The organism is Campylobacter hepaticus, assembly GCF_001687475.2.
Taxonomy (GTDB): Bacteria; Campylobacterota; Campylobacteria; order Campylobacterales; family Campylobacteraceae; genus Campylobacter_D; species Campylobacter_D hepaticus.
Window position 1 is genome coordinate 763,842 of record NZ_CP031611.1, and the last position, 22,429, is coordinate 786,270.

General features: G+C 28.3%; 20 protein-coding genes. 1 reads left to right on the forward strand and 19 read right to left on the reverse strand.

Annotation, left to right across the window (positions count from 1 at the left end; genetic code table 11):
* The first annotated feature begins 235 nt into the window (after positions 1 to 235).
* Positions 236 to 2,830: an autotransporter outer membrane beta-barrel domain-containing protein gene (locus A2J15_RS03805; protein ID WP_116980485.1), complete on the forward strand. Its 2,595-nt coding sequence runs from the start codon at positions 236 to 238 to the stop codon at positions 2,828 to 2,830.
* 34 nt (positions 2,831 to 2,864) lie between these two features.
* On the opposite strand, the gene A2J15_RS03810 is transcribed toward A2J15_RS03805, so the two are convergent.
* From A2J15_RS03810 to A2J15_RS03900, 19 genes are all read right to left on the reverse strand, one after another.
* Entirely contained in the window at positions 2,865 to 4,043 is a 1,179-nt protein-coding gene (locus A2J15_RS03810) for a type II secretion system F family protein (protein WP_066779515.1), read from the reverse strand.
* On the reverse strand, positions 4,040 to 5,587 hold the full coding sequence (locus A2J15_RS03815) for a GspE/PulE family protein (RefSeq protein WP_066779519.1): 1,548 nt from the start codon (positions 5,585 to 5,587) through the stop codon (positions 4,040 to 4,042). The genes A2J15_RS03810 and A2J15_RS03815 overlap by 4 nt, the downstream gene beginning before the upstream one ends.
* A 1-nt stretch (position 5,588) precedes the next feature.
* Positions 5,589 to 6,164, reverse strand: coding sequence for a transformation system protein (locus A2J15_RS03820; protein WP_066779512.1), 576 nt, complete (start codon positions 6,162 to 6,164; stop codon positions 5,589 to 5,591).
* A 3-nt stretch (positions 6,165 to 6,167) separates the two neighbouring features.
* Complete coding sequence (locus tag A2J15_RS03825) at positions 6,168 to 6,776, reverse strand: TniB family NTP-binding protein (RefSeq protein WP_066779509.1); 609 nt, start codon at positions 6,774 to 6,776, stop codon at positions 6,168 to 6,170.
* Positions 6,769 to 8,187, reverse strand: coding sequence for a pilus (MSHA type) biogenesis protein MshL (gene mshL, locus A2J15_RS03830; protein WP_066779506.1), 1,419 nt, complete (start codon positions 8,185 to 8,187; stop codon positions 6,769 to 6,771). Before mshL ends, A2J15_RS03825 begins: the two co-directional genes overlap by 8 nt.
* Positions 8,165 to 8,461 carry a transformation system protein gene (locus tag A2J15_RS03835; protein ID WP_066779503.1) on the reverse strand — a complete coding sequence of 99 codons (297 nt, stop codon included), beginning with the start codon at positions 8,459 to 8,461 and terminating at the stop codon, positions 8,165 to 8,167. The genes mshL and A2J15_RS03835 overlap by 23 nt, the downstream gene beginning before the upstream one ends.
* Before the next feature lie 20 nt (positions 8,462 to 8,481).
* A complete protein-coding gene (nifJ, locus tag A2J15_RS03840; protein WP_066779501.1) occupies positions 8,482 to 12,042 on the reverse strand; it encodes a pyruvate:ferredoxin (flavodoxin) oxidoreductase in 3,561 nt (1,186 codons plus the stop codon).
* Between the two features lie 84 nt (positions 12,043 to 12,126).
* On the reverse strand, positions 12,127 to 12,771 hold the full coding sequence (locus A2J15_RS03845; protein WP_066779498.1) for an HAD family hydrolase: 645 nt from the start codon (positions 12,769 to 12,771) through the stop codon (positions 12,127 to 12,129).
* A complete protein-coding gene (gene cadF, locus A2J15_RS03850) occupies positions 12,771 to 13,739 on the reverse strand; it encodes a fibronectin-binding outer membrane protein CadF (protein ID WP_066779495.1) in 969 nt (322 codons plus the stop codon). Before cadF ends, A2J15_RS03845 begins: the two co-directional genes overlap by 1 nt.
* A 124-nt stretch (positions 13,740 to 13,863) precedes the next feature.
* Positions 13,864 to 14,253: a 30S ribosomal protein S9 gene (rpsI, locus tag A2J15_RS03855; RefSeq protein ID WP_066779492.1), complete on the reverse strand. Its 390-nt coding sequence runs from the start codon at positions 14,251 to 14,253 to the stop codon at positions 13,864 to 13,866.
* Positions 14,254 to 14,255: 2 nt separating this feature from the next.
* Complete coding sequence (rplM, locus tag A2J15_RS03860; protein WP_066779488.1) at positions 14,256 to 14,681, reverse strand: 50S ribosomal protein L13; 426 nt, start codon at positions 14,679 to 14,681, stop codon at positions 14,256 to 14,258.
* Positions 14,682 to 14,764: 83 nt separating this feature from the next.
* Positions 14,765 to 17,527, reverse strand: a complete 2,763-nt coding sequence (locus A2J15_RS03865; RefSeq protein WP_066779485.1) for a RecB-like helicase — start codon at positions 17,525 to 17,527, stop codon at positions 14,765 to 14,767.
* Entirely contained in the window at positions 17,524 to 19,890 is a 2,367-nt protein-coding gene (locus A2J15_RS03870; RefSeq protein WP_066779481.1) for a PD-(D/E)XK nuclease family protein, read from the reverse strand. The genes A2J15_RS03865 and A2J15_RS03870 overlap by 4 nt, the downstream gene beginning before the upstream one ends.
* Positions 19,887 to 20,408 (reverse strand): FixH family protein, encoded by a 522-nt coding sequence (locus A2J15_RS03875; RefSeq protein WP_066779478.1) that lies wholly within the window; start codon positions 20,406 to 20,408, stop codon positions 19,887 to 19,889. Before A2J15_RS03875 ends, A2J15_RS03870 begins: the two co-directional genes overlap by 4 nt.
* Positions 20,395 to 20,994, reverse strand: a complete 600-nt coding sequence (locus A2J15_RS03880; RefSeq protein WP_066779475.1) for a hypothetical protein — start codon at positions 20,992 to 20,994, stop codon at positions 20,395 to 20,397. Before A2J15_RS03880 ends, A2J15_RS03875 begins: the two co-directional genes overlap by 14 nt.
* On the reverse strand, positions 20,991 to 21,092 hold the full coding sequence (locus A2J15_RS03885; RefSeq protein WP_116980487.1) for a hypothetical protein: 102 nt from the start codon (positions 21,090 to 21,092) through the stop codon (positions 20,991 to 20,993). The genes A2J15_RS03880 and A2J15_RS03885 overlap by 4 nt, the downstream gene beginning before the upstream one ends.
* Complete coding sequence (locus tag A2J15_RS03890; RefSeq protein ID WP_116980488.1) at positions 21,089 to 21,304, reverse strand: DUF4006 family protein; 216 nt, start codon at positions 21,302 to 21,304, stop codon at positions 21,089 to 21,091. The genes A2J15_RS03885 and A2J15_RS03890 overlap by 4 nt, the downstream gene beginning before the upstream one ends.
* Positions 21,301 to 22,164, reverse strand: a complete 864-nt coding sequence (locus A2J15_RS03895) for a c-type cytochrome (RefSeq protein ID WP_066779468.1) — start codon at positions 22,162 to 22,164, stop codon at positions 21,301 to 21,303. The genes A2J15_RS03890 and A2J15_RS03895 overlap by 4 nt, the downstream gene beginning before the upstream one ends.
* Positions 22,164 to 22,427 (reverse strand): cytochrome c oxidase, cbb3-type, CcoQ subunit, encoded by a 264-nt coding sequence (locus A2J15_RS03900; protein ID WP_066779463.1) that lies wholly within the window; start codon positions 22,425 to 22,427, stop codon positions 22,164 to 22,166. Before A2J15_RS03900 ends, A2J15_RS03895 begins: the two co-directional genes overlap by 1 nt.
* Positions 22,428 to 22,429 lie beyond the last annotated feature (2 nt).

A 22,429-nucleotide genomic window follows, 5' to 3' on the forward strand; every position in this document is an offset into this window, starting at 1 on the left:
AAATAAAAAATTAACTTACCCTTAATAATAAAAAATATATATTTATATAAATATAAATATATATAAAAAAGATTTTTTTATTTTGAAATAAATTCATTTTTTAAGTATATTTTAATTAATATTTTTTTAAGCTATTTTAATTTATAATTACGTAAAGTGTAATTTAAATTATTTTTTGTCTCAATCTTGACACACAAGATAAGACTTAAAACTCAAACCTTGAAAAATCAAAGGTTTGAAAGTTTTAATCGTAGTATTTATTAATACTTTTATTAATACAGGTTTAATATCAGGTGTAAGAACATTTCGAGATATAACATACCTTATTAACACAGGTACTATAAAATCAACTACAACAGATGAAAATTATGCAGCCATTGATATACGTAGTCCAAATGCTACCCCAGTAAATGTACAAAACCTTATCGATACAGGCTCTCTTGACTCACAATCTCAAGGTATACTCATAGAAACAAGAAGTAGCATAACTAATCTTTACAATAATGGAACTATAAAAGCACAAAAAGATGGCATTACTTTTATTTCAGAAGGTAAAACCAATAACAATAACAACATAAAAATAGAAAATATCATTCTAGGAAAAAATAGTGACATACAAGCGACTAAAAATGCCATAAATGTAGATGTAATAGGTGATTTTTCTACGCAAACTTCTGTCTCTATAGGCTTAATAAACATCCAAGAAGGTGCCAAGGTTTCTGGAGGTCAAGCAGGGATAAAAATAGGACAAAGTCAAGAAGTTAAGAATAGCAATGGTACTGGCAAAGACAATACCGTAGGTCAAATCATAGTAGCTGGAGAAGTTAAAGGAGGAAGTGAAGGTGGTATAGTCAACGAAGGCACCATAAAAGCTGATGCTAATGGTAAAAGCAGAAAACGCCGCTCCCTTGATGAAAGCCAACAAAGTGATGAAGAAAGCAAAGCAGCTATTCTTATAAAAGAATCAGGACAAATCACTTCAACTAGTGGTAAAGCTGGCATAATAAACAAAGATAAAGGAAAAATAGAAGGTAATATCATAAGCAAAAGTTCAAATACCATTAGCCTAGAAAACCAAGGTAGTGTAACAGGAAATATATCTAACTCTGGAACAGGTAATTTAATGATAGAAAATAAAAACAATGGTAGCAATAGTGCCACCATCTCAGGTTCTATCATGAATACAAACTCAGGTAATGTAATACTTGATAATAGTGCTACTATAACTCAAGGCATCACAAATCAAGGAACAGGTAATTTAATGATAACTAACCAAAGTGGTGCTAGCATTGAAAATATTAGCAATGAAAGCTCAGGCGATGTAATGCTTAACAACACTGGTTCTATAACAAAAGGTATAACAAACTCTGGTAATGGTAATCTAAACCTAACCAACCAAGAAAATGCCACCATAAGTGGAGGTATAACAAACTCTGGCTCAGGCACCCTAATGCTTAATAACTTTGGCTCTATAGGAACAAATACTGATGGCTATAACATAAGCAATGAAGGAAGTGGTAGTGTTAATATCACTTCTTGGACTATACGTACAGGAAGTAATAATAAACTCCAAACCCTTACAGTAGGAGGAAAAAGTGCTAATTCTGTTATGGTTGGAAACCTTATAGTTGATCAAGGTAATCTTAATATGGATGAACTTAATGATATTAAAAATCTTGTTAAGGGAGTAAGTTTAAATAATATAAAAAAAATAAAAACTAATGGTGGTGGAGAAATGATATTAAACTATGATGCTTTAAGTGGAAAAATCTCTACAGACTTTAATCTTAATGCTTCTATTATAGGAGCAAGCTTTAGATCTTTAAATGCTTCTAGCATTAAAAGAAATGCTTTTGTAGATGGCTTAATGAATAATATGAATTTAAGTTTAACTTTTAATCCTAATCATTTTAATCTTAATACTAATCTTACTTTTAATGAAGATAATTTATATGCTAGTATTAATGATTATATACAAAGTGATATACAAACTTATACTCATGATAATATTAAAGAACATGCCTTAGTTATACTACCTTATTTTTCTTCTCAAAGTGTAGAACTTTCTTTAAATGAAAAAAGTAAAGGACATATTAAAGGTAATATACTTGCTTATTCTACCTTAAAAGAAAGTGGAACTTATAGTTTTTATGCAGGTTATGAAGATACTAAGATGAACTCTTATTATTTTGATGTAAAAAACCGTACTTATTATACAGGTATAAAATATTTTAATACCTTATTTTATACAGACAATAATCAAGAAGTCTATATTAAAGCTCAAGCTAAAGCAGCTTTTATTAAAAATGAGTTCTTAAAGAAAATAGCCAATAATGAAGCTAGTGCTAATCCTAATGCTTATACTTATGGAGGAGGTATAGATTTAGGAATGAATTTTATCTTAGGATCTCATATGCTTACTCCTCAAATAGGTTTAGGTTATGAAGGATCTTATATGCAAGCTTATAGTATAAAAGATATTAAAGGTAGGGCTAGTGTACAAAAAGGAGAAAGAATATATAAAAATATCAATAATCTTTTTTCTACTAAGGCTAGCTTTGCTTATTTTAAAGACTGGTTACCTTATTTAAAGACTTCTATAGAATTAGGAGCTAAACTTTATATGAATACTACTATACATACTAAAGCACGCTTTGGTACTATTAAAGTAGAAGATGAAATAAACTTAGCAAGAATACAAAGATTTGCAAATGCTTCTTTAATACTGCCTTTAAATCAAAGCTTTATTATGAGTATGAATTATAATGCTCAAAATAGTAAAGATGCTACTACTCATACTGCTTATGCTCAATTTAGTTATTTGTGGTAGGTAAATCTTGGGGCTTAGAATATTAAATGATTTTTTAAAAATGCATTTTAGCACTAAGCTCCCACATAGGCAAAAATATGCCCAAAGCTAAAAATAAAACCAAAAAAGCTACAAATAAAGTCATTACAGGTTCTAATAAAACTAAAAATTGCTCCATGATATTTTGACTTTTTTGCTCATAATACTTAGCAATTTCTTCGCTTAAAAGCTCTAATTTAGCACTTTTCATGGCAATATTAAGCATAGAAAAGACCAAAGAATCCACAATATACATTTGTTTAAAAGCTTGACTTAATTCAAAACCACCATCTAATAAAACTAAAATTTTTTGATATTTTAACATCAAAAACCTATTTCCAAGCCCTGAACTAGCTAGATAAAAAGCTTTGGAAATGGAAATTCCACTCTTTAAAAGTAGAGAAAAAACGATAAAAAAATAATGGTTTTGATTATATAAAATCAAACGAGAAAATAAAGGTAGTTTTAAAAATAAAAAATCGCAATACAATGCAAAAGAATCAAAATATTTATAACACAATAGTATTGTAAAAAATAAAAAAATAAAAAATGCAAGAAACACTACTCCATAAATTTTTAAAAAATTATAACTTTGTAGCATGATATGCGTAATAAGTGGCAATTCCACATCCAAACTTTCAAACCAATCTTTAAAATTTGGCATCACAAAAAGCATTAAAAATAAAAATGCCCCAATGGTACTTAAAAAAACTAAAATAGGATATCTTAAAGCTTTTTTAATTTGTTTTTTATTCTCCATACTTTTTTGCCTAAGACTAGCAATTTGTCTAAAAACTTCACTTATTTTTCCTGTATTTTCAGCCATATGGATTAAAGCTAATTCTGCTGAGTTTAGTCCAAAATAAGCATTTTTAAAAGCTTGATTTAAATTTTGTGCTAAAATTAAATTATCTAATACCCTTTTTATAATTTTACAAGAACGCGCAAGATATATTTGTTTAATACCCTCTTGAACACTTAAACCAGCTTCACACAATAAAGCCAATTCCTTAAAAAAGAATATAAAATTTTCACCTTTTAATCTTACAAAATGAAACTTTTGAAATTCTTGAATATGTATGATTTTCCAATTCCTAGACAAGGCTTTTGCTTGAGCACTATTTAAATTTTTAGCCCTTATGATTTGTTTATAGGAGTGATTATTTTTAAGAAATTCTATCTCATAAAATTTCATCTTACAAGCCTAAAAAGTTCATCTATACTAGTAATACCTTCTTTAGCTTTTTGCAAACCTTGTTCAAACATACTTGTAAAACCTTGTTTTTTAGCAAGTTCGATTAGGGTTTTTTTATCCTTATTTTCCCTTATAGCACAAGATAGTTCTTCATCAATGCTTAAACACTCAGCAATCAATTCTCTCCCATAAAATCCACTATAATGACAATACTCACATCCTTTAGCCTCAAAAAAATCTCCTTGAAATTCTGCATAAGATTTTTGACTTTCTTGCTTGCACCAAGGACAAAGTTTTCTAACTAAACGTTGGGCTATGATAAGACTTAAGGCTGAAGCTATTAAATAAGCTTTTGCCTTCATATCCAAAAGCCTATCAATAGTAGAAAAAGCATCATTAGTATGCAAGGTACTTAAAAGTAAATGTCCTGTTAAAGATGCTTTTAAAGCTATATCAAGACTTTCTTCGTCACGAATTTCCCCTATCATAATGATATCTGGATCCTGTCTTAAAATTGCTCTTAAGATATTATTAAATTCAACCCCGGCTTTAGAATTAAGCAAAATTTGTTGGACTAAAGGCATTTTATACTCTATAGGATCTTCTACGGAAATAATTTTTTTCTCTATACTTTTTAATGCATTTAAACAAGCATATAAGGTTGTACTTTTACCACTTCCTGTAGGACCTGTTAATAAAATCATTCCATGGGAACGTTTTAGGGTATTTTTGACAATTTGTAAATTCTTATCTCCCAAATTCAATTTGTTTAATTCTAAAATTGCTTTATTGTGTTTTAAAATTCTTATTACAATACTCTCTCCATAAATCAAAGGCAAGCATGAAACACGAAAATCATATTTTTCATTTTTAAAATCTAATGTAAAACTCCCATCTTGTGCCTTTCTTGATTCGGCTAAATTTAAACAAGCTAAAAATTTGATATAAAAAACTAAAGCCTCATAAACATCTTTTTGACACTCAAGCAATTGATGCAAAATACCATCAACCCTAAATCTAATTAAAGCATCATCAGCTCTTGCTTCTATATGCATATCGCTAGCATTAAAAGGTAAAATTTCATTGAGTAAAAAATCAAAAATTTGACTAATGCAACTTTGATCATCTTTTTTTTCTTTTTCTTGCCACTCAAGCCTGAGTTTAGTGCTTAATTTACTCATTTTTTCTTGTATACGAATTTGATTTAAAATTTTAGTAATTTTTAACTCATTGGCAATAACCATACTCATATTTTCACAAAATACAAAATTTTTAACTTGTTCTAAGAGTTCTAAAGAACAAGGTTTAGACCTAACGATTAAAAACCCATTCGCATTTTCAATCAGTAAAAATCTAAATTTTTCAAATAAAGAAAAGGGCATATTCTCATAAATAAAATGATCATACTGATCTAAATCTATAAAATCAATCTTATAAAAATGGGCTAATTTTTGAAAAAATTCATCCACACTACAAGAGCATTGCTTACAAATTTGATCAAGACTCATGTTATCATTAATATAAGCTTGAAAAATTGCTTCCATATTATCTTGCATTAAACTCCATAAAACCATAATAATTCACATAAGCATCTAAAACACTTTGAGCTTCTTTTTCTTCTCCCAAAGCCCTTTTAGCTTTTGCAAAAACCAACCAAGAATCTTGTTTTTCTTTATTTAATTCATTGGCTTTTAAAGCCCAAAATATTGACTTTTTATAAGCTTTAATATCAAAATATTTATTTGCCAAATTCAAAGCCTTTTCATAACTTGGATTTTCATAAAAAGATTTACGCAAATGCGAAATATTTAAATTTCGTGAATTAATTTCTATCTTTTTCGTATTTTCTTCTTCTGTTTTTAATATTTGTGGCTTTAATCTTTCTTTAGCAATTTTATTTTTTTCTTGCAAAATTTGCGCCTTAGCAAGCTTTTGCTCTAAATTGATTTTATATTCTAGTGCTTTTAGATAAATATTTTTTTGCTGCTTATATTTTTGCAAAAACACAAAAAAACTCAACCCTATTATAAAAAATAAAATCACAAAAAATAAATATTTTAAATATTTTTTAAGCAAAAAATATTTATACCTAGCCTCTAGCTCATCAATTCTTTCTTGCATATACTACCTTAATAAACCGTTTTCTAAAGCACTAAGTTTTAAAATATATTCTTGAGTTTTATTTTTATCAAAATAAATATTAATCTCACAAAAAGTCTTTAAAGTCTTATCTAAATATCTTAAATTCCCCTTAGCAATTTTTTTTAAAATTTTAAGACATGATGTTGAAAAACTAAGCCCAAATTTTAATTTAATATAATCATCAAGTTCTTTAAGATCAGGTTTTTTAAGTTCAAAAGATGCGCTTAAACGACTTTTAAAATATTCTTTTTTAAAAAGATTTAAATACTTATGTGAAGCTAAAACAAAACTCATAGTATCACTATAAATTCTAATATTTTCTAACATATCGTGGTTATATTTTCCTACTTCATCTAAAATAATTAATTTTTGTCCTTTATGCTTTAAAAACTCTATTTTTTCTTTTAAAAAAATCTCATCTTTAAACATTTCATGAATAAAATCAATTTGATATTTTTTTGCTAATCTTTGCAACAATACACTTTTTCCACACCCACTTTTTCCCCATAAAAAAATCAAAGCCCTATTATTTGATAAAATCTTATCCATTTGATGAAAAATTGCTTCTCTAAAAGGAATGATCTTATTCATAATATTTAAATCCTAAATCTTTAAGACTGGGTAAATGAGCATAATCAACTATACTCGGAGTGATGATAAAAACAATCTCAGTGGTATTAGAACGCACATTCTCACTCCTAAAAAGGGGTCCAAAAATAGGAAGTTTTGATAAAATATTTACAGCATTATTATCATTAGTTTTATCATGAGAAATAAGTCCACCTAAAATCAAAGTTTGATTATTTTCCATACGCACTACACTAGAAAGCTTTTTTTGCACAGTATCAGGGGCAATGTTACGGGGTTCTTTTTGTCTTTTATTATCCTGTGGGTATTTAAAATCACTCAAACTTGGATTAATTCTTAATGTAATCTTACCATCATCAGAAATCTCAGGCAAGATATTAAGCAAAATACCTATAAAAACTGAATAATTATTATAACTTTCACTAATAATTACACCATTTTCATTCCCTTTAGAACTTTCTTTAACTTGATAATTTATGGTATCTCCTACAGAAATAATTGCTTGTTGATTGTTTAAAGCCATAAGTTTTGGATTAGAAAGCACACTGGTTTTACCATTTTGAGAAAGAAAATTAATAACAGAATCAAAATTTAAATTTGCCCTTAAACCTAAATTTTTAACAAAACCCTGACCATTTTGAATTTGTATAAAAGAATTTTCATTCTTACTTGTTTGAGAATGAAAATCTATATTAAAATTTTGCCAATTAATCCCGCTAGAATGACTTTGATTAAGATTAACAGCAAGTATACTCACATCAATAATAACTTGTTTTTTAAGACGATTTTCTAATTTTTGTAAATAATTTTTAACACTTTGAAGTTGTGAATTTGTCCCCGTAACGATAATAAGACCTGCATTAGAATTGATGATTGGGGGTTTAAACTCATAATTTTCATGAGAATTTTTCAATAATGTAGTAATCTCTTTTTCTATATTTTGCCAAAAATCAAATTTCTCCATACTTTTAATCATATTATCTTCCATATCATTAAAACCTCCCCCATATTCACTTTGTCTTGGTTTTGAATCTACAGAAGCTTTAGTAATGCTTTGACCCTCTCTAACAGAAGTAATATAACTTATTTTAAAAATCTTTGTATCTATACCTACAATTCTTAAAATTTTTCCATCAAAATCATAATCAAGATCATGTTCCTTAATGAAAAAATTAAAAATTTCATCAAGACTCATTTGATGGATATTAACAGAATTTTGGAGATTTTCTAGTTTTGCTTTAGCAATTTTATCCTTAACAATAATGCTAAAAGAACAATATCTTGCTAATTCATCAAGACTTTCTTGTATGCTTACTTTCTCATTAATGCTAATATCAAAAAGGCGTTTTTGACAATCTATTGCAAAAAGATGATGACAACAAAACAAACAACTAATTAATACTAATCTTACCATTTTTATTTATTGGAATAACAAATTCTAAATTATCATATTGTATTTTAATTTCTTGAGTATCTATCTTGCTAATGATAGCTTCATCAATACTATCACCTTTTTTATACCATTTATCATCTATTTTTACTCTATCAAACATGATAGCACTAATTTTAATTGCTTGTAATTTTTCAAAAGTGGGGTTTATGAAGGGATTTTGAAGCTTAAGAAAATCTGTATATTTTTTCTTATCTTCAAAATCATTTTGTGCTATTAAAAAGCTAAAAAATAAGATTGTACTAAAAATATATTTTATCAGTTTTCAACCTCATTACTATAATCAGCCATAGCAATACGCTTAAGTTGTCTATAGCGACGTTGAGCATCTTTTTTATTGCGATCAAAAAGTTCAGCAGCATGCTTAGGATTTGACTTTTTCAAAGAATTATAACGCACTTCATTCATTAAAAACTGCTCATATAAATCCCAATCAGGCTCTTTTCCTGTCAAAGTTAAAGGATTTTTGCCTTGTTCTTCTAAACGAGGATCAAAAGTATAAAGAGGCCAATAACCACATTTTGTAGCAAGCTCACCTTGCTCTCCTGAATAACCAAGTCCTCCTTTAATACCATGCGCTATACAAGGTGAATAACAAATCACCAAAGATGGTCCATCATAGGCTTCAGCTGCAGTAATAGCTTTAATAAGATGAGTATAATTTGCTGTTGAATTAACCTGGGCCACAAAAATATAACCATAAGTCATAGCAATTTGCCCTAAATCTTTTTTCTGTATAGGCTTACCCGCTGCTGCAAACTGTGCTACTGCTCCTGTTCTAGAAGATTTTGAGCTTTGACCGCCTGTATTAGAATAAACTTCTGTATCAAGTACTAAAATATTAACATTTTCTCCACTTGCTAAAACATGATCAAGCCCGCCATAACCAATATCATAAGCCCAACCATCTCCACCAAAAATCCAGTGAGATTTTTTACTTAAGTATTGCTTAAGTTCTAATATATCTTGAACAGCTTTGATATTTTTATTTTGTTCTAAAATAGGAATCATTTTATCTTTAATTTCAACTGAAAGAGCACCATTGTCTTTATTAGCAATCCAATCTTTAAAAAGAGCACTTAAAGCATTTGGTACTTCTTGCATATTTTCATTCATGATATTTTCTATACGATTTCTGGTATTTTCAGTAGCAATTTTCATACCCAAACCAAATTCTGCATTATCTTCAAAAAGTGAATTACCCCAAGCAGGACCGTGTCCGTTTTTTACACTTTTTCTATAAGGAGTTGAAGGTGCAGAACCGCCATAAATAGAACTACAACCTGTTGCATTAGCCACTATCATCCTCTCACCAAACAATCTTGTAATTAAAGTGATATAAGGAGTTTCTCCACAACCTGGACAAGCACCATGAAATTCAAATAAAGGCTGAGCAAATTGTGCTCCTTTAGTACTTTCTTTATTTAAAATATCATCTTTATAAGTGATTTCTTTAAACAAATAATCAGCATTTTCTTGTTCACCAAAATCTATCTCTTCTTGAAGCGGAACCATAACTAAAGATTTTTCTTTAGTAGGACATTCATGCACACAAAGCTCACATCCTGTACAATCAAGCGGAGAAACTTGAATTTTAAAGCTTAATTTCTCTCCCTTAGTTCCCTTAGCCTCTAAAGCATGTTCTTTTACTCCATGAGGTGCTTTTGACATTTCATCATCATTGATCAAAAATGGTCGAATAACTGCATGAGGACAAACAGAAGCGCATTGATTACATTGAATACAATTTGCCTCTATCCATCTTGGAACCATAACTCCAACACCACGCTTTTCATACTCAGTAGTACCGTGTTCAAAACTTCCATCTTCATAACCTAAAAATGCAGAAACAGGTAAATCATCACCTTTAGCAGCATTCATAGGTTTAACTATCTTTTCAACAAATTCAGTACCTTTATAATTGTTAATTTGTTCTTTTTCTTTAATTTCTAAATTTTTCCAATTTGGATCCACTTCAACTTTAACAAGTCCATCAGCACCCATATCAATAGCTTTATAATTCATCTCAACTATAGCATCACCTTTTTTGCTATAAGATTTATAAGCTAATTCTTTCATAAATTTTTGTGCATCTTCATAAGGAATAATATTTGCAAGTTTAAAAAAGGCTGATTGCATGATAGTATTAGTACGATTACCCAAACCTATATCACGAGCTAATTTAGTTGCATTAATAATATAAAAATTAATCTCTTTTTGAGCTAAAGTTTTTTTAACATCATCAGGCAATTGTCTTATAGTTTCTTCTGTATTCCAAATACTATTTAAAAGAAAGGTCCCGCCTTTGCGAATTCCTGCTAAAACATCATAAATTTCAAGATAAGCTGCAACAGAACAAGCTATAAAATGTGGGGTAGAAACAAGATAAGTTGAACGAATAGGCTTTTTAGAAAAACGCAAATGGCTTCTTGTATAACCACCTGATTTTTTAGAATCATAAGCAAAATAAGCTTGAGCATAAAAATCTGTCTTATCACCAATAATTTTAATAGAATTTTTATTAGCCCCTACAGTTCCATCTGCACCAAGTCCATAAAACAAACATTCTATAGTACTTTCATCACTGAGTGAAATTTTTTCTCCTGTGTTTAATGAAGTATGAGTTACATCATCAACAATACCTACTGTAAAGCCATCTTTTGGTTTATCAAGCTTAAGATTTTCAAATACAGCTATCATTTGAGCAGGATCAACATCTTTTGAAGAAAGTCCATATCTTCCTCCCACAATAATAGGGCAATTTTCTTTTCCATAAAAGGCTGATTTTACATCAAGATAAAGAGGCTCTCCAAGACTTCCTGGTTCTTTAGTTCTATCTAAAACGGCAATCTTTTGTACAGATTTTGGCATAACATCAAAAAAATATTTTAAACTAAATGGACGGTAAAGATAAACTTTTAAAATTCCTACTCTTTCACCCTTTGTATTAAGATAATCAACCACTTCTTCAAGCGCTTGAGTTACAGATCCCATAGCCACAATAACACGATCAGGTTCACTATGACCATAATACACAAAAGGTTTATACTCTCTACCTGTAATTTTTGAAATCTCTTGCATATATTCATTAACAACATCAGGTAAGGCATCATAAAAGCGATTACTTACTTCCCTGGTTTGAAAATAAATATCATCATTTTGTGCTGTTCCGCGTGTTTTTGGATTTTCTGGATTTAAAGCATTGTTTCTAAATTCAAGCAAAGCTTCTCTGTCTAATAATCTATCAAAGTGTGCATAATCCATCACTTCAATTTTTTGTATCTCATGAGAAGTTCTAAAACCATCAAAAAAATGTAAAAATGGTACTCTTCCTTTAATAGCAGCTAAATGTGCTATACCAGCTAAATCCATAGTCTCTTGCACTGAATGAGAACAAAGCATAGCAAAACCTATTTGTCTTGCTGCATAAATATCTTGATGATCGCCAAAAATAGATAAAGCTTGAGCTGCTAAAGAACGTGCTGCTACATGGATAACACAGGGTAAAAGCTGTCCTGCAATTTTATACATATTAGGAATTTTAAGCAACAATCCCTGAGAGGCTGTATAAGTTGTAGTTAAAGATCCTGCTTGCAATGATCCATGTACACTTCCTGCAGCACCTGCTTCACTTTGCATTTCTACAATCTTTACTGGAACTCCAAAAAGATTTTTCTTTCCTGCAGCTGCCCACATATCAGTATAATCAGCCATAGGAGAACTAGGTGTAATAGGATAAATTCCAGCGACTTCGGTAAAAGCATATGCAGCGTATGCAGCAGCCTCATTTCCATCCATAGTTTTCATAATTTTATCCATTGAGACCTTCCTTAAATTAATATTTTTAGCCATCAATTTACAATAAATTCTCTTAAAAGGCGTTTAACAAAAATTGAAATTGATTTAATCTTTTATAGATTTTATATACTTTATAGCCTCATATGCACTTGAAAATACTTTAGAATAAGCTTTTAATTCATCGTTTTTACCATAACCACAACTTAAAGCAAGTGGAGTAATATTTGCAGCTATTGCAGCTTGAATATCTAATAGAGTATCACCTATCATATAAGCATTTTTTTGAGTTTTATTTAATCTTTTTAAGGCTAAAATAATAGGTTCAGCATGAGGTTTTGGATGGGTAACATCTTCTAGACTAATTAAAACTTTAAAATAAGGTTTAATACCTAAATACTCAAGTAAAATCGGGGTAAATCTACCGCCTTTTGTTGTAACAATACCCAAATCTGCCATCTCATATGCAAGTTCTAAACCTTGTTTGACTTTAGGCAATAAAGCAGTTTGCTCTAAATAAATTTGTTTATAAACTTCAGCATAAGCTAAAACAAAGTCCTTACTTAAATGAGTTTCATGCTTATAAAGCATTTTAAACATTTCTTCTAAGGGATAACCTATGAGATTTTTAATTTCTTCATTATTTTTAGAATGTAAACCAAGGGTTTTTAAAGCCCCTTGGAAAGAATTTAATATAGCATTTGTAGAATCAATTAAAGTACCATCTAAATCAAATAAAATAGTTTTATGCATTATCTTAAAATAAATTTAGCATCCACTCTTCTATTATCTGCTCTACCTTCTTTAGTATCATTACTTGAGCGTGGATTATCTTGACCATAGCCTACAGTTTGAATACGGCTTTTATCTACACCATATTTTTCAAGCTCTTGAGCAACACTTTTAGCACGTCTTTCAGAAAGCTTTTGATTGTAAGCTCTTGAACCTATATTATCAGTATGACCTTCAAGGATTGTATCATATCTTTGATTTTCATCTAAAATTTGGGCAATCTCTTTGATTTTTTCTTGGAAAGTTGGATTAATAGTAGTTTTATCAAAAGCAAAATGTCCTTCTAAAGAAATAGTTTTTTCACAACCATTTTCATCTAATAAAGCACCTTCTCTTGGTTCAACAAGACATTTTACCTCAGAACTATGATCATGAACTTCTTCTTGTGCAACTTCTTCTTTTTTTCCACCAAAACCAAAACTAATACCTAAGGTTGAAACCCAGTTATGATTTGCACGGTTAAAATTGATTTGATCTCTAGTTTCAAGTCTTAAAGCCAAAGAATCACTAAGACGGAATTTCACGCCTGCTCCATAATGTCCAAAACCACCGCTTTTATTGGCATGTTCAGCATGTGTAAAACTCTCATAACCCCCACCTACTATGCCATAAAAATAAAATTTCTCACCCAAATCTATACCCTTAATAGCACTTAAATAAGTTCTTGTAATATCTGTGGTTTTATTTGTGATTTTATTTGCTTGTTTATATTTAACATCAGAATAGTGCTCTAAACCAAATTCTAATTGATCTAACCAAAAATCATCAAAATGATATCCAAGTCTAACACCTGGTGCATAACGATTTTTCATGTCTATATTACCTTCAAAATAATTATAATTTAAAGCTGGAGTAATCTCAAATTTCACATTGTTATCTGCACCAAATAAAACACTAGCTAAGCCTAAACACAACAATAACTTTTTCATAAGAAACCTTTCATTATTTTTGATAAATTAAAAATTCTGATTTTAAAAGTATATCATAGAATATAAAAAATAAAGAATGAAATTGATAAAAAATATAAAAGGTGGATATAAACCACCTAAAAAATTAACGTTTAGAAAACTGAGGGCTTCTTCTTGCTTTACGACGTCCATATTTTTTACGTTCAACTGTTCTACTATCTCTAGTAAGAAGTCCTTTAGGTTTTAATAAAGCCCTAAAATCTGCATCCATAGCTGCTAAAGCCTTAGAAATACCATGTCTTAAAGCTTCAGCTTGAGCACTATAACCACCGCCTAAAGTTGTTGCTTTAATATCCATAGAAGTTTCTTGCTTAGTCACAAGTAAAGGCTGAACCACTTTCAGCTTAATAGCCTCATGTCCGCCAAGCCAAGTGTTTAAATCAACACCATTAACACTAATTTTACCGCTACCTGGTTTTACCCATACTTTTGCAATAGCAGTTTTTCTTTTACCTGTTGCATATATTGTTGCCATAATTATTTTCCTTCTTTAGCAATTTGTGCAGTATGCGGATGTTCACTACCCGCATAAATCTTTAATTTTTTAAGCATTGCTCTGCCCAAATTCGTTTTAGGAAGCATACCTCTAACCGCTAATTTATATAATTTTACAGGATTTTTTTCTAGCAAATCACCAAATTTTTCACTTTTTACACTTCCAAAATATCCTGAATGCCTATGATAAAGTTTATCTTCTGCCTTATTAGCACCTGTAAATACGGCTTTTGAAGCATTAATAATAATTACATAATCACCACAATCTACATTTGGAGTAAAACAAGCTTTATTTTTACCCCTTAAAATTGTTGCTACTTCAGTTAAAAGACGACCAAAGCGTTTACCTTCTGCGTCTAAAACAATCCATTCTCGTTTTACTTCGTTTGGCTTTGTTATCTTTGTCATATTTTTTACCTTTGCCAAAAATTTAAAATGTGATTGTATAAAAAATAGTATTAATTTTTACTTAATTTAAGAAAAAATAAAGCTTATACTTCTAAAATTTTAACTTCATCCTCTAAACAATACACTATAAAAGCTTTTATTACATCCTTTTGCAAAATTTCACTAATAGCAATTTTATAATGCTTTACTTGCTCTTTGTCTTTATCAATCATAGTCAAACTTGTTTTATAATCTATAATCAAAGCTTGCTTTTCATCCATAGCAAGCAAATCTAAACGTTTAATCTCTCCATTAAAACTTAGAACTTGCTCTTTTAAAAGCTTTTTATTTTCAATCAAAGCTTGAAATTCTCCTTGATTTAATAAAATCTTAATCCTTTTAAACAATTTCTCAAATTCTTTTTCATCTAAAAAATGTCTAAATTGATTTTTACACATTTGCATAAGTGTTATAAAATTTTCACCCTTTGGTAGTTTTAAATTTTGCATAAAAAAATGAAAGGCATTTCCAAAATATAATTGCTTAGTATCAATTTTATCTTCACTTTGAAGTTCTTGAGGGGCAATTTTTTCAAATTCTTGTAATTTATTAAGCATGGGTGCTTTAGCAACAAATGCTTGCTCTTCTTGCTTTAATTCCCCTATTTCTTGCTCATTTATATTTAAAAATTCACCCATAAAATAGCTTGGAAAACTTTTATTAACACAAGTTTCATTTCTTTTTATAATGATCAAACTTTCTTTAGCTCTTGTAAAAGCTACATAAAGTTTGTTAATATCATCTTCATAATTTGCTTGCATAATATTTTGCATAAACAAAGCATAAGTAGGTTCTTTAGTTATTGATCTTATCTTATCTTTAATATGAAGCTGCCAACCTTCATTTATATCATATTCAAGCATTATATTTTCGTTATTTTGATTATACTTAGAAAGACTATCTAGTAAAATCACATGTTTAAATTCCAAACCCTTAGATTTGTGTACACTCATGATGCTAATACCCATATTTTGCTCACCAACTATTTTCAAAGTACAAGATTCAAACAAAAGTTGCAAAATATTTTCTTTGGTTTTAGCATATTCTATAAATTGAATTAAAGCCCTATCATTTAAATCAAGTCTTAATTCTTTTATCAAAATAAGTACATTTTCCATAGTATTTTTTGAAAAATCAAGATGAATTTTTTGGGGTTGAAAACCTAAAAGTTCTTTTAAAAACACCAAATAAAAAGCATCTGAAAAAATGCAATATTTTGCATATTCTAAAACAAGTTTTACGCTAGCCTTGTTTTCAAGCAAAACATTACTTTGAGTAAATGCTGGAATTTTTTGTTCTTTTAAAAAATCTAAAACCATATCTGCATCATTATTTTTCCAACATAAAATACAAATGTCATCATAAGAAATATTTTTAGATTTTAAAAAATTGATTTGCCCAAGTAAAGCTTTTAAGGTTTGTTCTTTAATCTCTTGAGCTTGATTTTTAACTTTTTGCTCTTTAGATTCTACAACACGAACAAATCCACCTTTTTTACTCTCTAAAGCAAATTGTTCTTTATAGCCTTTAATTTTATCTTTAAAAGTTTTATTAACAAATGAAACCAAAAGCTCTTTAGAACGATAATTCGTATTTAAACTATCACTTTGAATTTGAAGAAAATCTTGCTTTAACAAATCAAATAATTCTTTTTTGCCTTGACGAAAACGATAAATACTTTGTTTTTTATCTCCTACATAAAAAAAAGTACGCTTTTTTTTCACCCCTTCACCTGAAACAAGTTCACTAATCAAAGGACGTAAAATTTGATACTGAATCACGCTTGTATCTTGAAATTCATCAATCAATAAATGAGAAATAAAACCATCTAAACGAAAATAAATCATATCTTTAAAATCACTTCTAATAAGATCATAAACCCTTTTACTTAAATCACTAAAATTTAAAATATTTTTATCTTTATGAAGTATATTTTTAGCTTCACCATAATGTTTTAAAAGGTTCATCAAATTAACAATCTTATAATATTCAAGTTCTTTAGCATAAACATTTAAAGCCTGAATTAACTCCAGTCTTTTAGTTTTAAAATTAAGATCTTGATGGTCTAAATCTTGTAAATATTGTGTTTGTTCAAATTTTTTCATCAAGCTTGATTGCATAAACTCAGCCAAATCTAATTCTTCGCTTTTAAAATTTTTACATAAATCAGTATAATGTTTTACAGAATTTAAACCCAAACAATAAGATCTAAGCTCAACATAAAGCCTATTAATTAAATCCTTAGAAGGATTTAAAACTTTAGGATAAGTTTTAAAATATGCATTTTTATAAAAATCTTCAAGTTCATTAAAAAAATTTTCTTTTTCACTGGTTGAATTAACATAATAAGCTAAAGCTTTTAATTCCTCCAAATTTAAAAGTTTTAAAAAAATTTCTCCTACATCAAGCTTTTCTTCACTAAGAATAAAATCACTACTCAATCCTAAATTTAAAGCAAAAACACGCAATATCCTGGCAAAAAACGCATCAAAAGTACTAATTTTAAGCTCAAATCTTAAAAACTCTTCCTTTTTAAGATCCCTTAAATGAATAAGTTCTTTTTTATCTAAGTCCAAAAGCTTACAAAGCTCTTGACATTCGCTTATCTTGCTTTCTTTTTCTAAGTTTAAAAAAGTATCAATCACTCTTTTTTGCATTTCATTAGCTGCTTTTTTAGTGAAAGTTAAAGCTAAAATTTCATTAATCTTAGCACCTTTTAAAATAAGCGCTATAAAACGCACACTTAAAGCAAAAGTCTTCCCACTTCCTGCACTTGCTTGTAGAGCTAAAAAAGGTTTAAAAATCATTTTAATTCTTTTTTATAAATAAGTTTATAAGGACAATATTGATCTTCTTTATTTTCAAATTCCATTTCTTCCTTACTTTCAAGGATCAAATCTTTTAATCTTTGCTTTAATTCATCTAAATTTTTAGCCTTTTGATCTAAAATTTTCATATTTTTTAAATCATAAAAACTCGCATTAGCATTTTCATCATATAAAGCTTGATAAAAAGCAAGTTGATAAGATTTATCAGGTATTTTTCCACTCTTATAATCAAGGATTAAGTTTCCACCCTCAAAACGATCAATACGATCAATAGTCCCTTTAAGTTCAATCATATCTGTTCCAATTTTTAAGATTTTATTCATTTGCAATTCTGTATCAAGCACATAATATCCTTTTGAAAAATGTTTCTTTTCATTTTTAGCAAAGTCTAAAAATCTTAATTTAAATATTTCAAGATCAAGCTTAGTGATATTATAGTTTTTATATTCTTGCTCTAATAAATGAGTAAAAATTTTTATATCAAAATCATTATTTTGATATTTTTTATAATAAATTTCAAGCATTTTGTGAATAAAATTGCCTTGATTTTTTGCTTTATTTATTTCATTTAAAACTCTTGGCTCATCCAAATTTAAAATATAACGATAATAATAAGTTCTTTTTTGATTCTCTAATAAATTAAAACGGCTAAAAGAAAGTGGATATTCAAAAGGATTATGTTTTAAAATAGGAGCTTTTAAAGGAGTTAAATTAGGTTTAATACCCTTATAATCTAATTTTAAAGCATCAAGATAAGCTTCTTCACTTATATACTCTTCATTAAAAAAATGAAAATCCAATTCATCTAAAAAACGTGATTTGCTTTTTTCTTCATTTTGCACAAAACAAATACTTACTTCTAAAGCGTTTTTAATCAAACTTTCATAATAAAACCTTTGCAAATTCTCTCTTTTATCATAAGTAATAAGTCCTGCTTTTTTGCGTATTTCATTGTTTAAAAAAAGTTCATTCACACTTCTTTTTGGAATAAATTCTTCATTAAAATCTACCAAAATCACCCCATCAAAACAAAGCCCGCGACTTTCTAAAAGACCCATTACTGTAACCTTACCTCCTCCTACATGACTAAGGGTAAGTTGTTTAATTTGCATAAAAAAAAGTTCAATTAATTCTTTAAGTTTTAAAGACTGATTTTTTAATAAATCTTTAATAAAAAAAAGTTCTTTTTGCACCAAATAAATCAATTCTTGTTTTTCATTTTCTAAAAATAAATCAAGTAGCTTTTTAAAATATTCAAAAGAACACACTTCATCAAATTTATCTTTAAATTCTATAAAATCAAGTTTTAAATAATGCAAAAGTGTATTGTGATAATCAAAACTCATTTGCATATCTTCAAAATAATTTTCTTGATCCTTATAAACAAAAGAAATATTATTAGCACTCTCATAAAGAGCTTTCAATTTTTGGTAAAATAAAGTTTCTTTTATACTAATTCCATGTGCAAAATTTAGCATATTATACTTATCAAAAAGTCTTAAAAAATCACAAAAATTCTCATCAGGAGTAATAACAACAATATTTTCAGGTTTTAAACCCTTACGAACAAAATGAGAAATTTCATCCATTACAAAAGCACATTGCAAACTTCTTAATTCAAAAGACTTAAGTTTGATATTAGAATTTCTAGATTTAATGCTTTGTTCTTTTAAAAGCTCTTTTTTTAAAAGATTAATCTCATAATAGGTATTATTTTTCAAATTAAATGTTTTTAAAAAATCAAGTTTTACAAGGTATTCAAGATTAAATTTACTAGTTTTAAAGCTTAAAATTATCTCTTTAAATTGAGAAATTTCATTCAATAAATCTTCTTCAAATTTACTTAAAAAACCTTGTAAATTATAAACTATAATTTCATACTCATCTAAAAAATCTTTATTAAGGCTATATTTTTTAGGTAAAGAAAGAGTATCATAACAAGAATTTTTTTCAAGCAAATCAAGATAATTTTGATACACCGTATCTAAAATTTCTAAGTGTTCATTATAAGTAGCATAATAATCATTATTTTTCAAATCTTTTATACTTTTTTTCTCTAAACTTAATTCTTTAAAAAAAGAAAAAAGATATTCATTATTTTTTAAAAAAATAAAAAAATCTGCTGAAATTCCTAATTTTTTTTCCAAATCCTTGCTTTTTAAACAAGCTTCTCGCATTAAAAGCAAACTCTCATAAGAGCTTGCTTTATGAAAATTACTTAAACAAACTTTATCTAAAAAATCACTTATATTAATAGCATGGTCTAATAAAGCATTATTTTGTTTATTTTGATTATAATACTCTCTAATTTGCCTTGAGGAACTAAAAATTCTTAATTTCATTTAGCATTTAATTCATAAGTAAAAAATCCTACTGTTTGATCATTTGCACTAATCTTTAATTTAAGCGTCCATCTACCTTCTTCTAATTTAGGCAAAGCAATGCTTAATATACCATTTTTAATTTCAGCATTTAAGTGTTGATCAAAGTCTTTAGTAAAAGGTCTTGTAAGAAGAATTTGAACTTTTAAATTATCGGGATTTAAATTTTCTAAAGGGGAAATTTTAAAATTTGCAGTATAGGAATTTCTATCCACCTCATAAGCCAAAACAGATCTTTCACCAACAAAAATCTTTTTATCATTTTTAAAATTTACTTTAAAAAATCTATCAAAATTTGCTTGTTGTTTTTGTATTTCATTAAAATTATTTTCAACATTTTGATAAGAATCAAAATAAAAATCATCTTCATATACAGGATAATGGCTCGCAATAAAAATAGTCACGATACAAGCAATACTTATAGCTAAAAGTGATAATAAAATGCCATAAGGCCAAAAACTTTTTTTAACTTTTGTCAATTTTTCTCCTTTTTATTCTTCTTTGTACATAATACAATAAAGCAAAACAAATAAATCCATAAATAATTATCCTTAAAATATTTATAGTATCACGATTTGCATTACCTATAGAATGCTCTAACTTTATATTTTTAGATTTTGCTACACGTTCTATAATATCAGCATAACCATTTAATATAGCTGCATTATAAATATCACCTTTATTTGTAGCCAATATAGGTAAAATAGATCCTGTACCAGGATAAGGATGAAGTATGGCTTCTTTATCAATTAAAGCTAAAGCACCCTTTGAACCTACAATATCCACCCTATGAGAATCTTTAGATAAAAGAAGTAAAATATGAGACTTAGGAAGCTTTTCTTGTATTTGTAATAAGGTCTCAAATTGAGTTTTATCTCCTATAGCAACACCAACAAAAATACCGCTTTTCTCATAAAGTTCTTTTCCTATGAGATTAATCTCATTACTTACTTTTTGGCTTAAAACATTCTCATTAAAAAGCACAGCATCAAGAGCAAAAGCTTTAGAGAATAACAAAATAGATAAAAAGATGGCTAAAAAGCCACCTTGTAATATTTTTTTCATCCTATGTGAAGGTGATTTACAGTTAAAACCGACCAAGCAGTAATTGCAGCAGTAACAACTAAACCAATAACGATTAAATACTCTAAAGTTTTATTCATTGGGCTTCCTTTATACTTCTATAATCTTGCTCTTTTGAACCTAGCATTTTTACATTTTCTATATTTTTAAGTTGATATGGTTTTTGCATCACTTCTTGCTGAGATTTAAGCCCCCAAATCGTTAAAACAGCTAAAATCACAAGTAATATCACTGTAACAATTAACATACCCATAACACCTGAGAACACACTTCTATTTGTATTTTCCATCACTCACCTCTTGAAAGAGAAATTACATATTCGCCAACAGCTTCTTTTTGAATATCATTAAATCCTGGGAAACTTGGCATCGCTCCTATAAAGCCGTTCTTACCTTTATCTAAAACATCTACTACAAAAGATGCAGAACCGTATTTTGTAAGATCAGGGAAAATTCCATCTTGACCTTTTCCATCTTCACCATGACAAGCAGCACAAGTTGCATAAGCTTCTTTACCTCTAGCTACTAAATTTTCATTTGCAGTTTTTTTAATAGCTGAAAGATCTTTAGCCACATAAGCTGCAATAGCAAGAATATCTTCTTCACTTATACCTAAATCAGAAGCACTAGGCATTTCACCGCCTGGAAAATTCATACCTTTGGAACCTTTTTTAATCACTTCAACCAAACCTTCTTCACTACCCCAAATGTTTAAATTTTGAGCTTTTCCATTGATTCCATCACCTGTAATACCATGACAAACTGAACATTGAACTAGAAAAATATTTTGACCCATTGCTATTTTATCTTCTGTGGATAAATTTTTAAATTTTTCTTCAAATTTTGCATTATGACTCGTTACTTCTTCATTATATTGGCCTATACTTGAAAAAGAATTTAAAGGATATCCCCATAAAAAATACCAAATAACCCAAACAATGGTTAAAAGAAATATTATAGCCCAGCCAGTAGGAATAGGATTTTTATATTCTCCTATTCCATCCCAGCTATCCTTACTAAGTTCTGATTCTCCTTTTTTTTCTTTCATTTGTTTAAACATCCTACTCACAACAAACAATGTGATTAAGACAATAAGAATAGCTCCAATTAAAGATAAGAGATTAATATTATCTTCTAAATTTAACCATTGCATTAAGCACTCCTTTTATTTTCTAATACTCTATCATCAATATCATCTTCTAAAACAAGGTTAGCGTATTTTTCATAATTTCTTTCACCTTTTTTCTCTGATCTATATAAGTGATACCAATAAAAATACAATCCTATTGATAAAAACATTACAAGCCCGAAAAATCCATAACCTTGAAAAATTTCCCACTCATGTCTTTGAATAACTGTTAAATTTAATGTGAGTAAATTCTTAATCACATTAAAGACTATCAATAAATTTTCCATTG